The sequence below is a fragment of the Marinobacter oulmenensis genome, from assembly GCF_014201735.1.
GTDB lineage: Bacteria > Pseudomonadota > Gammaproteobacteria > Pseudomonadales > Oleiphilaceae > Marinobacter > Marinobacter oulmenensis.
Genome location: NZ_JACHFE010000007.1, coordinates 96,745 through 111,286, shown reverse-complemented (window position 1 = coordinate 111,286; position 14,542 = coordinate 96,745). Strand labels below are relative to the sequence as shown.

Below are 14,542 nucleotides of genomic sequence, written 5' to 3'. Positions count from 1 at the left end.
CTGAGGTGATTAGTTACGCAAGGATGCTTTCATAGTGTGCAATGGTCTGGGTACCGATTGCTTTCCAGGAAAATTCCTCGATCGTTCGTTCACGACTTCGACGGCCCATCTGCGTGCAGGTCGCTGGATTATCTGTCAGGCTCGTAATCGCCTCTGCCAATTGCTCCGGGGATCTGGGTTCAACGAGCAAGCCATTATCGTGATGTCGCAAGATGGCTGGTATTCCGCCAACATTGGTTCCAATGAGAGGGAGACCACATGCCATCGCCTCTAATCCGGCAATGCTCGTAGCCTCCATCAGGGAGGGTAAAACAGAGACATCAGAGGCTCTATAGACCTCAGGCATATCTCCATTAGCGACGCCTCCGAGCATATAAACCCGTTCTTTCGCCCCACTGTCGAGGATGATTCGCTCGAAAGCGTCTTGCTCGGTTCCGGCTCCGGCTACAAGCAGGTAGAGGTTGGGGTTTTTAAGCTTCCCGAAGGCCTCTGCTAGGAAGAGGACACCGTTTTTCTCATAGAGGCGACGGGCCAGGACGACAACAAAGGCATCTCGAGGGATCTTGAGTTTGTCTCGGAGGTTTGATGGCCCGGGAGAAAACTTGTCGGTATCGACACCATTGGCAATAAACTCAACGGGTCCTTTGTAACCGCATTTCCTTGTCGCCTCAGCCAGTTCTTCACTCGGGGCCAGAACCAGGTTCGCAGGCTCTAGCTGGGCCGCCATTTTATCCAGATGGATTTTGTCTTGTTTGGCACGTTTGAGGAAAGAGGATGTGTGATTGGTGAAAATCAACGGGGTCTCCAGCCGTGAACATGCTTTCAGAGGCCTCATGCCATGCACGTGGAGTACATCCAGCTGTATTTTTTGATCCAGTCTGTTTAGATAACGACTGAGCTGCCAGTCATAGATCCAATGGCTTTTTGACAGAGCGATACGGTGGATATGTATACCATCCTGCATTTCAGTCTGTAATGTTGTCTTGTCTTTCCAACGAGTCACGACGTGCACTTCATGTCCCAGCGCAACCAGCGCTTTACTGAGTTCATGAACATGCGTCTGAACGCCCCCGATACTCGGTGGGTATTCGTTAGTGATCATTGCGATTTTCATATTGGCACCTTTCAAGAGGCATGTTCAGATTTGAGCAGGTGGTTCACAATCCTTGTGGACGCCTGTCCGTCGCCATAGGGATTGTGGGCGAAAGCCATTCTGCGATAGGCCTCAGTATCCGTAATTAGCTGTTCCACATGATGAATTATTTTTTCTCCATCTGTGCCAACGAGTTTTACTGTTCCTGCGTCCACAGCTTCGGGCCTTTCTGTGGACTCCCGAGTGACCAGCACGGGCTTACCAAGAGAGGGGGCTTCCTCCTGAATGCCTCCGGAATCGGTCACTATCAGGCTGGCTTGCTGCATCAGGTAAACGAACGGCAGGTAATCCAGTGGTTCTATAAGGTTTACGTTTGGCAACCCCGATAGAAGTTTGTACACCGGTTCTTGAACCTGGGGGTTTAGATGAACCGGATAAACGATGGCAAGGTCCGGGTGTTTATGTGCCAGTTTCTGTAGTGCCTGACATATTTGCTGGAAACCCCGGCCAAAGTTCTCTCTCCGATGGCCTGTGACGAGCAGTAGATGCCGATGGCTTGACAGGTCATCCAGTTGTGCAAGTTGACGGCATTCGGCCTGGAGATCCTGGTCGTTATCGAGTTTTTGTACAGTATCGAGTAGCGCATCGATAACGGTATTGCCTGTTACCACAACCGTTTTGTGGCTGACTCCTTCCTTCAGCAGATTGCCGGCTGACGCGTCAGTGGGGGCGAAGTGGGTGCTGGCAATGGTTCCGGCGAGTCGTCGATTCATTTCTTCCGGCCACGGCGCGTATATGTCACCGGTTCGCAGACCGGCTTCGACATGGAAGACCGGTATTTTTTTATAAAACGCAGCGAGGCTTGCTGCCATAGTCGTTGTTGTGTCTCCATGGACCCCAACCCAGTCTGGCGACTCTTTTTCCAGAATCGACTCAAGGCCGGTTAATACGTTCACCGTAATGTCTGTCAGGCTTTGATGAGGCTTCATGAGATTCAGGTCGTAGTCAGCCGAAATCTCAAACAGAGACATTACCTGGTCCAGCATCTGGCGGTGTTGCGCAGTGACGCATACGCAAACCTCAAGCTTGGCCGCTTTTAAACGTTTAATAAGTGGCGCCATCTTGATGGCTTCTGGGCGTGTTCCAAACACGAGCATTATTTTCATAGCTATGGATGAGTCTTTCTGGTTGTCTGCCTGAGTTGTGTAACAAGAACCATATTCATCATCTTATCGGCGGAGCTCCAAGGGCAAAGATTAAGTTTTCGGCGTTGTTGGCCACTAATTTTCCTTCTTCCTCGGAAATGATGCGTAGAGGTCCAGATACTGCTGAACAATCACTGACCGGCTGAAATGGGCCCAGTAATGCTCGCTGGCATTCTTTACCAGTCGCTCTGACTCGGTGGGATTGGCCAGCAGTTGCCGGATGGCGCCGGCAAGAGGCTCGGGTTCATCCACGGGGGTGACAATGCCGGTTTCGCCGGAATCGATCAGTTCCCCCGGGCCCTGCGAATCTGTCGCAATGATCGGGCACTCATGAGCCCAGGATTCCATAACAATGGAGCCCAGCCCCTCGTGACGTGACGGGCAGACAAACAGGTCTGCGGTTTTCATCAGGGTGGTCACATCGTCCCGCCAGCCAAGGAAGCGTACCCGTTCATCCAGCCCCAGCTCGCTGCATTGCTGCTTCAGTGCCTGTTCTTCCGGGCCACTGCCCGCCAGCCATAGTATGGCGTCAGGTACGTCTTTCAGTGCCTTGAGAAGAATGTCGAAGCCTTTGTTCTCGTGGAGCCTGCCTGCGGCGAGTATCAGGGGCTGATCGGCCGGTGTGTCAAAGCTGTCCCTTGGCAGGGCTTCAACAGGGGTTTCGTCAGCAAAGTTGGGGATATAAAACACCCGTTCCGCAGGCATGCCGCCACGAACGAGGTGGTCGCAAATGCCCCGGGAGATCCCGACCCAGTAATCCGCATGGCGGTAGTATTTCAGGTTGTAGTAGTGGCCGAGCCGGCTCACCAGGGTGTAATCCCCCGGCGGTGTGGCAATGGAGGCCCGGTTCATCCAGGTCATGACAATATCCGGGTGGAACTTGCGCAGGGCCCGGTGAAAGCGCAGTCGGTCCATCGGATTCAGACGGCCGCCAAAGCGGAAGCCCCGGGTGGGAACGCCTCCGGCCTCCAGGGCTTCCATGCGGTGTCGGTGGCCGCGAATAAAGGCCTGCTGGTTGACCTGCCCGGTGTCCTGGAGACCTTTAACCAGGCGCACAAAGAAGTTCTCGGCGCCACCCTGTTCCGCGCCGGCAAGCACCTGGGCAATGCGAGGTTGGGTCATGTCGGACTCCCTGGCTGATCGGCTGGGTTGGAGGCTCTCGCCTGTCGTTCGTTGACCAGGCGCTGGAAAAGCGCCTTGTACTGGTCGACGATCACGTCCTTGGAAAATCGCTCCAGGAAAACCCGATGGCCGTTTTCGGCCAGTCGGCGGGCAAGACCGTCATCTGCCAGCACCTGGTTCACGGCCCGGGCGCATTCAGTAGAGGAATCCACCTCGAACAGGCGGCCATCTTCTCCATCCGTGATCAGCCAGGACGGGCCCTGGCTGGCGGCGGCGACAATCGGTGTCCGGGTCGCCCAGGCTTCCAGCACGACATTGCCCAGAGGCTCAAAGCGGGAGGGGAAAACGCACACGTCGGTCAGGTCGAAAAGTTCCTGGATGTCTTTTCTGAGTCCCAGAAACTGGACCCGATCACTGACCTGAAGCTCTTCGGCCAACTGTTCCAGTTGCCCCTGAAGCTCTCCGGTTCCGGCGATCAGCAGAGTGGTGTCCGGAATGTCAGGCAATGCCTTGATCAGCGTATCATGGGCCTTCTTTTCGTGGAGGCGGCCAAGCGCCAGCAGTACCCGGTGCCCCTCAGGGATGACGGGTTTTGGCGCCGGCACACTGAGGCGTGAGGGCAATTCACCGAAGTTGCTGATCATGCTGACATGATCGGCTGGCCAGCCATTGTCGGTAACGTGTCTGACCAGGTCTTGCGTGTTCACAATCAGGTGATCACATTTCTGGTAATTCTTCAGATCGTAGTAACCGCCGAGCCGGCCCACGACCACTGCGCTGGTGGGCGGGCATTTTCTGGATGCCCGGTTGACCCAGGTGACGATCAGGTCCGGCTTGAAATCCCGAACGATCGATTTCAGCTTCCAGTCATAGAGAAGGGGCTTGCTCAGCTTGCCCATAGGTAGCGTGAAGTAATCGACGCCGGCGTTGTCCAGGCGTTGTTCGCGCGGGGGCAGGGCTTCGATCACCACTTTCTGGGTAATGGAAGGGTCCTGGGCAATGGCCGCAGCCACTTTCTCGAAGTAGGTTTCTGCCCCTGCCTGGGACTGGGAAAGGAGTATCTGCATTACCCGCATGAATCAGTGTTCCCCGTGCATGCCTGGCCGAGATGGATCGGGTGTGTTTCGGTCGTCTCTGTGGTGCTGGAAGCCGACCTGACTGGGCGCAATTCCGCGTGCTCTCTTGTCCACGGCTTCCTCAATCTTTTGTTGCAGGTGCTGGATGCGTTCCCGAACCCGCTTTTTGCGGAGGGAAGCCGGCAACCAGCCCCATGGCAACAGGTTGGGGGAGCCGAGTCCGTCAATGACCACCAGGCGAAGGATTTCACCGTTGTCTGCCTGCTGCACCATAATGTTGTGGGTCAGCAGTTTTCTCGAGGGGATCTGGTGCCTGGTCCAGAAGGCTGTGAGTTCGTCGACAGCCTGGCGGCAGTCGTCGGTGTAACCGTGCTCCCATAGGTACTGTTTCAGCGACAGGGAGATCAGACCGGATCCGTCCCGGATCAGCTCGCATTCCAGGCCCCGGCCCAGATCAGTGTCCACAAAGCCGTAACACCGGTAGATGTGCCGGGATGCCTCTGCCCCTACGGTTTGGGCGATATCGGTAATGACGCGGTATTCTTCGAGATTGTCATCGAAGCTGCTCAACGGCCTCAGATTCTTCGGGAAGCCCTTTGACCGGCGCAGGTCCACCAGCGTGAAATCCGGGCGTCGCACCTTGATGCACCGCTGCTTGTCTTCCGGATGCACAAAGCACAGGCGGTGGCCGCCTTTGGCAAATGGCTTTTGGTCCGACAGCATCAGGGTCATCGACGGGAACCGTCCAGGTTGATGTCCTGCGCCCAGACGTAATCGTGGGAGAACGGCTGCATCAGGGATGCTTCCAGAATGTACTGGGCATAGAGTTTCGAGTTGATCTCGGTATGGAAAAACTCCCTCGCCCGGGAAGCCCACAGCCGGCGCTTGGCATCGTCGTGATGGAACTCGCGGATCCTGGCCAGCAGATCCTCCTGGTCATTGAAGTAGACCACACTCTCCGGGGGCAGCAGCTCGTCAAACCGGGGCCCGCTGTGGCTGAACTGAAGAATGCCGTTGCCGGCCAGTTGCGCCATCCGGGCAGAAGAGTACCAGTAATGACCTTCCTGGCGGTTGAGATTCAGGCCCATCCGGGTGCGGGCAAGTGCCCGGTCGTAGTCACGCCCCCATACCGGGGGTTCGCCGAAGCTGCCAAAGGTCTTGAAATTCAGCTCATCACCCAGCTGGTCTTTCAGCCATTTGACCATTTCCAGGCGCTTGGTGAAGTTGGTGCTGTTGCTGCAGAACAGCAGATCAATGTCCAGGTCGGTGCGCTCATCATTGCGCATGGACTCAATGGCCGGGTCCACCGGGTTGGGCATGTGATAAACCCGCGCTCCCAGACCTTCGAAGATCTCCAGTTCCCGGCGACCGGTGGACACAAAAATGGCATCAACAACCGAAGCCCGGTGTTTGATTCGCTCGACGTTGTCCGGCACAAACAGGGGGTCGTTGTTGCAGTGGGCGATGGTGACCGCCGGGTGACGCTGGCGGATTTCCTTCAGGGTTTCGTTACTGATGATGTCGCAGTGGCCGGCGATCACCAGGTCCGGTTCCACCGCATCAACGGTTTCCAGTAGCTTCTGATTGGCCTTGCTCTTGCCGAGATCGCGAATACCCAGCGGCGCTTCAAAGGCCGCGACGTCCCGATCACTGAAGACCGACACATAGTGGTCGTTCTTGATCAGGCCGTTGGTCAGCTTTTGTGCCCAGCTTACCCGGGTCTGGCCATAGCGGCGCAGTTGCTGATAGGCAATGTGAAGTACTCGCATGTCGGGCGGGTCCTCTGAATTGGAAAGCGGCCATTGTACCAGCCGGCGCAGTCAGGGTCTTCCGGCACCGGCAAGGGCTCTTTGGTAGACATCCAGGGTTGCCTGCACCTGGTGATCCAGCCGGAACTCCGGGTGCACCTCAATCTGTGGCTGCTGGTCGAGCAGGTGATGCACTCGCCCGGCAAAAGCACTCAGGTCGTCGGCCGGAACCAGCCCCTCCGGAAAGCAGGCGGACAGGGATTCCGCCGCACCGCCCCGGTCGAAGGCGACCACGGGAGTGCCCACCGCCAGGGCTTCGGTGAGAGTCCGCCCAAAAGGCTCCGGTTTGCTGGACATATGGCACACCACATCAGCCAGCCGGTAGAACTGGACGATGTCCGAGCGATGGCCAGCGAAGGTGATGTGCTGGTCCAGGCCCAGGCTCGCTGTTTTTTCTTCAAGTTCGGCCAGGTAGCTTTTCTTGTTTTTTTCCGCCCCACCGACCACGACACCATGAACGGCCGGGTCACGGCGGCTCAGGTCCGCCATCATGTCGAGAAAGGCTTCCTGGCCTTTCCAGCGGGTGAGGCGTCCGGGCATCAGAACCAGTTTGCGCCCCTGGAGCTCCGGGTACTCGCTGTAGAGTGCCTCGACCCAGTCCTGGTCCGGCGGTTCCGGGGAAAAGGCCCGGGTGTCTACACCCCGCTGGATGACTGTGATCCGGTCCGGCGCAACCCGATAGTTGTCGAGTATGTACCGCTCCACACAGCGTGAAATGGCGATCAGGTGTCTGGGCCTGGCCATGATGGCGCTGTAGGCATTGACCGAGTACATGCCGTGGAATGTGCTCACCAGGGCAGGCCGCTCGTTTTCCGGCAGGCCGCGCCAGGCCAGCCAGAGAATCCAGGCCGGCATGCGTGAGCGAACATGGACCACATCCGGTTTCAGCTCCCGCAGCAGGCGCCGGACCGGGCGAATCTGGCCAAAGGAAGCAAGTGACTTGCGGTGCACCGGCCTGCTGATATGGCGGGAACCCTCGGCTTCCAGCTGGGGCACCAACCGGCCCCCGGAAGACAGCACGATCGATTCATGGCCGTGCCGGACCAGTTCCCGGGCAAATTCCACGGTGCCACGCTCAACCCCTCCGCTGTTCAGGGCTGGTAGCGTCTGCAAAACCCTCATCTGGCGTGTTCTCCATACTGTTGCATCAGCCATTCTGCCGCCCGGTCCGCCTCCCAGAGAGGCGGCCCCTGCCTGGCCTGATCCTGCATCAGGCGCGCACGGTCCGCCCAGGGGGTAACCAGGCCGTCGGCCTGCAGGCCCTTCAGGCCACGGACCACCCGGCTGACACTCTTTGCGGTTAACTGGAACAGCCCCGTGGGCGCCCCCGAGGTGATCGCCTCGTAAACCATGGACACGCTGTCCGGGGATACCCACACAGCACTGCTTCGGGCCAGGGTGGCGGGTAGCCAGTCGGGGCCTGTGTCCTCGTGGTGGTGGAAAGTCACGTTGTCCAGGCCAAGACTTGAGAGCGTCTCGATCAACGGCGCCGGGGTACGCCGGGACGATGTCACCTGCCAGTGCCAGTCCGGGTATTCCACCGACAGCACCTTGAGCTGTTCGAGGATGTCGTCGCTGTTCCAGTGATAGTGCTCGGACGGGCCGCCCAGCAGGATCAGGCTATTCTGGCCGGTAACCTCGCCAGACCTTGGCGTAACGGCATTCAGAACCCCCCGGGTGACCAGTACATCGGGGCGATCCGGTGGATCATCGTGCATCGGAACGATGGCCAGGTCCGGCCGGAAGAATGGCAGAGCCGGTCGCATCAGTACCACCCGCAAGGCTTTGTAGCGCCGGCGACAGGCCAGCAGAAGTCGCTGGGGCAGGCTGCCGGCGGCAATGATGATGTCAGGATCAGGTCCGGCGATGTCGGGCGCCAGGCCGGCAATGGCCCGGGGCCAGGAGGCCGGGTACTGATTGGCATCGATCCAGGTGAGACTGGCGCCAAAACGGGAGGCCAGCCGCTCCCCCAGTCCGCGCAACTGGTTGCGGTGACCGGGCTTGTTATCGGTGATCAGCCAGACGGAGGGTTCGATTTTTGCTTCGATGGCCATGTCAGGACTTGTCAGTGTCTTTGTAAGGATTGGGCCGGCCTTCCGGTTGATGCCGCAGGCGTTTGTACTCCCACTGGTATTGTTCGGGAATGCGCCGGACAACCTTCTCAACCGACTGGTTCAGCGCGGTTGCGGCGGTTGTCGGATCTGCCGCGTCCAGTCCGGGCGCGGCCTCGGTGACCACGATGCGGAAGCCCTGCTGGTCCGGCAGGCGCTCTGCGTAGGTCACCAGCGCATTGGCTCCGGTCTTCTGGACCAGCTTGTTTATCAGCGTCATGGTGCGGACATCGATACCGAAAAACGGTGCGTAGGCGTTGGTCTTACCTCTGGGGGACTGATCCGGAAGAATGCCGGCGACGCCGCCTTCCTTGAGAATGCCCATCAGACGGGACAGCCCCTTGCGATCGCCCCGAACCAGTTCCGAGCCCAGTCGGCTGCGGACGCGGATCATGTAGTCCTCGAACTCGGGGACGTGGGGCGGGCTGTAAAGCGCGGCCATCCGGTAGCGTGAAGAGAAGAAAAGGCCGGCCAGTTCCCAGTTACCCAGGTGTGGGGCCATCAGGATCAGGCCGCGGCCGGAGGCCAGGGCCTGATCCACCAGGTCCAGCCCTTCGGTTTCACGGATCAGCCCGAAGCACTTTTCCACCGGCCATTCCCACATCAGGGGAATCTCCATGGCGGTCATTCCGGTATGCGCCAGTGAGCGGCGGGCCAGGGCCTGCCTTTGCTGTTCTGAGAGCTCTGGCAGGCACAGCCGGATATTGGTTTCGGTCACCTTGCGGGACCCGGAGCCCAGCATCCAGGCCAGTTGCCCACCCAAGCGGCCCAGTTTCTGGGCCAGTCCAAGGGGCAGGGCGCCAGCCAGACGCAGAGGGGCGACGATCAGGTAATACTTCAGCTTGCTCATGACCGGCCGTATCGATCCTCAAAGCGCACGATGTCGTCTTCGCCCAGGTAGGAGCCGGACTGGACCTCAATCAGTTCCAGGTCAATCACTCCCGGATTTTCCAGCGAATGAACCTGGCCGATCGGAATGTAAGTGGACTGGTTTTCGGTCACCAGATAGGTCTTGTCGCCGTTGGTGACCCGGGCGGTACCGCTGACAACAACCCAGTGTTCGGCGCGGTGGTGGTGCATCTGGACTGACAGCTTCGCCCCTGGCTTCACCGTGATGTGCTTGGCCTGGTAGCGGGTGCCATTGTCGATGGAGTCGTAGACGCCCCATGGCCGGTACACTTCCCGGTGGTTCATGTGCTCGTGGCGGCCATCGTTACGGATGCGTTCGACCACTTTCTTGACGTCCTGCACCCTGTCTTTGTGGGCGACCAGAAGGGCGTCCTTGGTTTCGATGATGACCAGGTTCTCCACGCCTACCGTCGCCACCAGCCGGTTGTCGGCGCGGACCAGGGTGGTGGCGGTATCGTGCGCGATGACGTCGCCGGTGAAGCTGTTGCCATCGCCGTCCTTTTCGCTGACTTCCCAGAGTGCTGACCAGGAGCCGATGTCACTCCACCCGGCATCGAGCGCGACCACGGCGGCGTTGTCGGTTTTTTCCATCACGGCGTAGTCGATGGAATCCTCCGGGCATTCCGCGAAAATGTCAGCGTTCACGCGGGTGAAGTCCAGGTCTTCCCGGGCGTCGTCCAGGGCGGCCTGGCAAATGGCCAGAATGTCCGGGCGGTAGGTTTGCAGTTCCTGCAGGTAGCGGCGGGCGCTGAACATGAACATGCCACTGTTCCAGAGGTAGTCCCCCGAAGTCAGGTAGCTTTCAGCCGTGTCGAGGTCTGGTTTTTCCACGAACCGCGAGACCTCAAAGCTGCCCTCGGACAAGCCCTGACCGCGCTGGATATAGCCATAGCCGGTTTCGGCATGGGTCGGAACAATGCCAAAGGTGACCAGTTTGCCCTGTTCCGCGAGCGGAACCGCCCGTTTTATACCGGCCTGGAAGGCGTCGACATCCTGAATCAGGTGGTCGGCCGCCAGCACCAGCATGAGCGGGTCGTCATCGGCCGCGGCCTTTGCCGTCAGAGTCAAAGCGGCCAGCGCAATCGCTGGCGCGGTATTGCGCCCGCAGGGTTCAAGGATAATGTCCGGCTCTAGGTAACCACTCTGGCGCATCTGTTCGGCGGTCAGGAACCGGTGTTCCTCATTGCAGATCAGCAGCGGTTCGGAGCAGTCCAGGCCGTTCAGGCGATCCAGTGTCAACTGCAGCATGGACAGATGATCGTCCGTCAGTTTCAGGAACTGTTTCGGGTTCAGTTGCCTGGACAGTGGCCAGAGCCGGGAGCCGGTGCCTCCGGCCATGATGACGGGGTGAATCATGTTGCACTCCGATGTTGAGCGTTTTTGGAATGAACCTGGTGCCGTTCAGTTGGATGTTCGAACACGTTGAGCCTATCTTAAGCGCTCCATTGCCGGGCCGCCAGAAACCCGGCTGTTGCGTTATTGTTTTTGCTTGCGCCCGTAAAAACCGGGGTCGCTCCGTTCCGGACGGGTCTTGAAGCGCCGGTGCATCCAAAGGTACTGGTCGGGCGCTTTACGGATTTCCTGCTCAATGATGGCATTGATGCGGGTGGCGTCGGCCAGGTCATCACCACTGGGGAAATCCTCCAGCGGTGGATGGAAGTGGATTTCATAGCCGGGCTTGTCATCATCACGGAAATGGCTGAAAGGCATGACGGTGCAGCCGCTGCGCTCGGCGATGCGTGACGTGGCTGTGATCGTGCCCGCCGGGATGCCGAAGAAGGGGGCAAAGACAATGTCTTTTCGGCCATAATCCTGATCGGTGGCGTACCACACCGCACGGTTCTGCTTCAGGCTGCGGAACAGCCCCCGCAAATCCCGGGCGGCCAGCACGTTGCCATAACGCTTCTCACGGGAGCGCGTCATCACGGCATTCATCAGCGGGTTGTTGTGGTCCCGCTGCATGACGTCGGCTTCAATATACTGGGTGACCAGAGAGCCGCCCATTTCCAGCGTACTGTAGTGCCCGCCCACCAGCAGGATGCCACGGCCAGCCTCTTTGGCTTTTTCAAAGTGTTCCAGGCCGTGGATTCGGGTGATTTTTTTCAGTTTTTCGGTATCGCGGAACCAGCCAATGCCGATCTCCATCAGGCCGATGCCGTTGGCGATAAAGCTGTTGCGGACCAGGGCCTGTTGCTGCTGCCCGTTCAGTTCCGGAAAGCACAGATGGATGTTGGTCTCGGTAATATGGCGGCGGGATTTGGCAAATTTCCAGGTCAGCAGCCCGGCCATTCGTCCCAGTTGCCACTGGACGCGCAGCGGAAGCTGGGCTGCCAGCCACATGGCGCCGATGCCCAACCAGGTTGGCCACCATCGGGGATGACGGTAGGCGGAGTAATCTGTATTCCTTGGAAGCTTGCGGTACTTCTTCTTCAAAATCGGTGATCCTGCATCGACAAACGGTCTGTCCGAGGGCAAGATGCCCTGCGACAGGCTAACCGTACCATGATAACGCATCGTTTCGCCGGGAGTCCCGCGTGTTGCTGTTCATATACTCACAACTGGTCAGGCTGGCGCTGCCCCTGATCCTGATCAGGCTCTGGTGGCGAGGGCGTCAGGCCCCGGCTCGCAGGAAGAACTGGTGCCACCGGCTGGGGTATGTACCGCGGATGACGGGGCGTATTGTCTGGGTTCATGCAGTCTCGGTAGGGGAAACCATTGCCGCCGGTCCGCTGGTCCGCCAGTTACTGGCGCGTGACCCCCACACCCGGGTGTTGATGACTGCGATGACCGATACCGGCCAGGCCCAGGCCCGGAAGATGTTTGGTGATCAGGTGAGTTACGCCTATGCGCCTTACGATACCCCGGGGGCGCTTCGCCGGTTTCTGAAACGGGTCAATCCCGCCGTCCTGGTCATTATGGAAACCGAAATCTGGCCCAACATGATCGTGCAGTGCCACCGTCGTGATGTGCCCTCAATTCTCGTCAATGCCCGCCTGTCAGAGCGCTCCGCCCAGGGCTATGAAAAAGTCCGCGCCCTGGTTGCCCCGGTCATGGACAACCTGACCTGGATTGCCGCCCAGGCGGAAAGTGATGCCCGCCGTTTCCGCCGCATCGGGGTTTCGGCCTCCCGGGTAGAGGTCACCGGCAGTGTGAAATTCGATGTGGAGATCCCTGCCGCAACCCGTTCGGCCGCCTCGGAGCTTCGCGCCAGTCTGGGGGAGCGCCCGGTGTGGATCGCAGGCAGCACTCACCAGGGCGAGGATGCCATCCTGCTGGCGGCCCACCGGAAGCTGCTGGCCCAATACCCCTCTGCTCTGCTGATTCTGGTGCCGAGACATCCCGAAAGGTTTGACACGGTCGCGGAGTTGTCCTGTGCGGAAGGGTTCACGGTCGCGCGTCGCTCCCGGGAAGCGTGCAGTGAGAAAACCGAGGTCTACCTGGGGGATGCCATGGGCGAGCTGATGATGCTCTACGGCGCCGCCGATGTGGCCTTTGTCGGCGGTTCGCTGGTGGAGCGGGGCGGGCATAATCCCCTGGAGCCTGCCGCCTGGGGGCTTCCGGTGTTATCAGGTGAGAACGTGTTCAACTTCGAAACCATCTACGAACAGTTCAGGACCCATGACGGAGTCCGTTTTGTTCAGGGTGAAGACGAACTGGCAAATACCCTGGCGCAGCTGTTCTCCGATCCCTCTCAGGCTGAAGCGCTGGGCCAGCGGGCACAGGCGGTGGTCAACCGGAATCGGGGGGCGCTGGAACGGGTTGTGGAAGGGATCGCCCGGCAGTTCTGACACCCGGGCACTTTCATGCCCGGGCGTGATCACCGGTTACCCTTTTACTGCATGGGGTCTTCGAGGGTCCGGTCTTCCTCGGCGGTGGCTTCAATGCCCCGTGCGCCTTCACTGAGCCAGTTGTTCAGTTCACGAAGGTCTTCCGGGCTCAGAATACCGGTGGCCTGTTTCAGTTGCAGGCTGTTGACCACGTAATCGTAGCGGGCATTGGCGTAGTCCCTCAGGGCGACGTAGTAGGCCCGTTCTGCATCCAGAACTTCCACAATGTTCCGCGTACCGACATCGTAACCGGCACGGGTGGCATCCAATGCACTCCGGCGGGAGATGATGGTCTGGGCCAGGGCATTAGCCGATTCAACGTTGTTGTTGATGGTCAGGAACAGGCTGCGGGTGTTTACCTGAACATCCCGGCGGGTGGTCTTCAGGTCTTCCTCTGCTGCAGTCACCAGGGAGCGCTGCTGTCGCACGCCCGCCTGTGTGCCGCCGCCAGAGTAGAGAGGCACGTTCAGTGACAGCCCGATAACGCCTTGGGTACCTTCCTGTTGTGGCGTGCGTGCGCCGTCCAGATCGGTTTCGGAGTAGGAGGCGTTCAGGTCCAGTGTGGGAAGGTGGCCGGATTTGGCTTCCTTCAGGTTTGCCTCGCTGACATTAAGCTGCGACAGAGCCGCCTGGATGGACCAGTTCTGCTTGAGCGCGGTGCTTTCCCAGGCGCTCGGGTCCATTGGCTGAGGGCGGCCAAGCGGGAAATTCTGGCGCAGGTTTTCCAGATCGTCCGGGTATTCACCAATCAGCCGTGCCAGTTGTTCCCGGGCTACATTCAACTGGTTTTCAGCAGCAATGCGCTGGCTCTTGGCGTCATCGTAGCTTGCGCGCGCCTCGTACACCTCTGTGATGGCAATCAGGCCCACGTCAAAGCGCTCCTGGGCCTGATCGTATTGGCGCTGAATGGCAGCTTCAGTGGCTTTGGCCGTGGTGACCGTGTCCTGCGCTCTGAGAACATCGAAATAGGCCGTGGACACATCCAGCATGAGCTGTTGCTGGGCCAGGTTGTACTGGGCTTCAGCCGCATCGGTCTGGAACTGGCTGGCGTCATACTGGAACCAGGTCTGGGCACGGAACAGCGGCTGGCTCAGCTGCACACCGTAGTTCAGTGTTTTGTAGCTGTCATCCGAGGCGCTGTTGCCGGTACTTTCGAAATCGGTGTGGTTGGCATCGGCAAATGCGCTGATTTGCGGTAGCAGCTGGCTTTTGCTGACGTCTGTGGCGGACTGCTGTGCCTCGAAGCTGGCGCGGGCGGATGCAATGCCGGAATCATAGGACAGCGCCTTTTCGTAGGTATCCATCAGATCCAGAGCCAAGGCGGGCTGGGCTGCGAACAGGGTGATCAGTCCTGGAAGTAAGCGTTTCTTCATTTTTTCTCCTGACAAGCT

13 protein-coding genes are annotated in these 14,542 nt (G+C 59.1%); 1 reads left to right on the top strand and 12 read right to left on the bottom strand.

The features are described from left to right. Positions 1–13: 13 nt before the first annotated feature. The 11 genes from HNR38_RS13600 to lpxL form a co-directional block, all read right to left on the bottom strand. On the bottom strand, positions 14–1,114 hold the full coding sequence (locus tag HNR38_RS13600; RefSeq protein WP_183705204.1) for a glycosyltransferase family 4 protein: 1,101 nt from the start codon (positions 1,112–1,114) through the stop codon (positions 14–16). Positions 1,115–1,125: 11 nt separating this feature from the next. Then, positions 1,126–2,265, bottom strand: a complete 1,140-nt coding sequence (wecB, locus tag HNR38_RS13595) for a non-hydrolyzing UDP-N-acetylglucosamine 2-epimerase (RefSeq protein WP_343068330.1) — start codon at positions 2,263–2,265, stop codon at positions 1,126–1,128. A 108-nt stretch (positions 2,266–2,373) separates the two neighbouring features. Then, positions 2,374–3,420, bottom strand: a complete 1,047-nt coding sequence (locus tag HNR38_RS13590; protein ID WP_183705200.1) for a glycosyltransferase — start codon at positions 3,418–3,420, stop codon at positions 2,374–2,376. Further along, positions 3,417–4,496 (bottom strand): glycosyltransferase, encoded by a 1,080-nt coding sequence (locus HNR38_RS13585; RefSeq protein ID WP_183705197.1) that lies wholly within the window; start codon positions 4,494–4,496, stop codon positions 3,417–3,419. Before HNR38_RS13585 ends, HNR38_RS13590 begins: the two co-directional genes overlap by 4 nt. Positions 4,497–4,499: 3 nt before the next feature. Further along, complete coding sequence (locus HNR38_RS13580; RefSeq protein ID WP_221275822.1) at positions 4,500–5,228, bottom strand: YrbL family protein; 729 nt, start codon at positions 5,226–5,228, stop codon at positions 4,500–4,502. Next, positions 5,225–6,265, bottom strand: a complete 1,041-nt coding sequence (locus HNR38_RS13575; RefSeq protein ID WP_183705195.1) for a glycosyltransferase family protein — start codon at positions 6,263–6,265, stop codon at positions 5,225–5,227. Before HNR38_RS13575 ends, HNR38_RS13580 begins: the two co-directional genes overlap by 4 nt. Positions 6,266–6,316: 51 nt before the next feature. After that, on the bottom strand, positions 6,317–7,426 hold the full coding sequence (locus HNR38_RS13570; RefSeq protein WP_183705193.1) for a glycosyltransferase family 4 protein: 1,110 nt from the start codon (positions 7,424–7,426) through the stop codon (positions 6,317–6,319). After that, positions 7,423–8,358, bottom strand: coding sequence for a mitochondrial fission ELM1 family protein (locus tag HNR38_RS13565; protein ID WP_183705191.1), 936 nt, complete (start codon positions 8,356–8,358; stop codon positions 7,423–7,425). The genes HNR38_RS13570 and HNR38_RS13565 overlap by 4 nt, the downstream gene beginning before the upstream one ends. 1 nt (position 8,359) lies before the next feature. Further along, complete coding sequence (locus HNR38_RS13560) at positions 8,360–9,265, bottom strand: lysophospholipid acyltransferase family protein (protein ID WP_183705189.1); 906 nt, start codon at positions 9,263–9,265, stop codon at positions 8,360–8,362. Beyond that, positions 9,262–10,680 carry a mannose-1-phosphate guanylyltransferase/mannose-6-phosphate isomerase gene (locus HNR38_RS13555; RefSeq protein ID WP_183705187.1) on the bottom strand — a complete coding sequence of 473 codons (1,419 nt, stop codon included), beginning with the start codon at positions 10,678–10,680 and terminating at the stop codon, positions 9,262–9,264. Before HNR38_RS13555 ends, HNR38_RS13560 begins: the two co-directional genes overlap by 4 nt. A gap of 120 nt (positions 10,681–10,800) precedes the next feature. Then, the gene (lpxL, locus tag HNR38_RS13550; protein WP_246362719.1) at positions 10,801–11,757 is read right to left on the bottom strand and encodes an LpxL/LpxP family Kdo(2)-lipid IV(A) lauroyl/palmitoleoyl acyltransferase; all 957 of its coding nucleotides are present in this window, start codon (positions 11,755–11,757) and stop codon (positions 10,801–10,803) included. A 101-nt stretch (positions 11,758–11,858) separates the two neighbouring features. On the opposite strand from lpxL, the gene waaA reads away from it, so the two are divergent. Continuing rightward, the gene (gene waaA / locus HNR38_RS13545; RefSeq protein WP_183705183.1) at positions 11,859–13,112 is read left to right on the top strand and encodes a lipid IV(A) 3-deoxy-D-manno-octulosonic acid transferase; all 1,254 of its coding nucleotides are present in this window, start codon (positions 11,859–11,861) and stop codon (positions 13,110–13,112) included. A 44-nt stretch (positions 13,113–13,156) separates the two neighbouring features. Here the strand turns inward: waaA and HNR38_RS13540 are convergent, their stop codons facing one another. Next, the gene (locus HNR38_RS13540; protein WP_183705181.1) at positions 13,157–14,524 is read right to left on the bottom strand and encodes a TolC family outer membrane protein; all 1,368 of its coding nucleotides are present in this window, start codon (positions 14,522–14,524) and stop codon (positions 13,157–13,159) included. Positions 14,525–14,542 lie beyond the last annotated feature (18 nt).

Excerpts from the sequence above, each read along its gene's own strand:
- HNR38_RS13575 (WP_183705195.1), bottom strand. The coding sequence starts at position 6,265 with ATGCGAGTACTTCACATTGCCTATCAGCAACTGCGCCGCTATGGCCAG.
- HNR38_RS13585 (WP_183705197.1), bottom strand. The coding sequence starts at position 4,496 with ATGCGGGTAATGCAGATACTCCTTTCCCAGTCCCAGGCAGGGGCAGAA.
- HNR38_RS13580 (WP_221275822.1), bottom strand. The coding sequence starts at position 5,228 with ATGACCCTGATGCTGTCGGACCAAAAGCCATTTGCCAAAGGCGGCCAC.
- HNR38_RS13540 (WP_183705181.1), bottom strand. The coding sequence starts at position 14,524 with ATGAAGAAACGCTTACTTCCAGGACTGATCACCCTGTTCGCAGCCCAG.
- HNR38_RS13590 (WP_183705200.1), bottom strand. The coding sequence starts at position 3,420 with ATGACCCAACCTCGCATTGCCCAGGTGCTTGCCGGCGCGGAACAGGGT.
- HNR38_RS13570 (WP_183705193.1), bottom strand. The coding sequence starts at position 7,426 with ATGAGGGTTTTGCAGACGCTACCAGCCCTGAACAGCGGAGGGGTTGAG.
- HNR38_RS13565 (WP_183705191.1), bottom strand. The coding sequence starts at position 8,358 with ATGGCCATCGAAGCAAAAATCGAACCCTCCGTCTGGCTGATCACCGAT.
- HNR38_RS13555 (WP_183705187.1), bottom strand. The coding sequence starts at position 10,680 with ATGATTCACCCCGTCATCATGGCCGGAGGCACCGGCTCCCGGCTCTGG.
- HNR38_RS13560 (WP_183705189.1), bottom strand. The coding sequence starts at position 9,265 with ATGAGCAAGCTGAAGTATTACCTGATCGTCGCCCCTCTGCGTCTGGCT.
- HNR38_RS13600 (WP_183705204.1), bottom strand. The coding sequence starts at position 1,114 with ATGAAAATCGCAATGATCACTAACGAATACCCACCGAGTATCGGGGGC.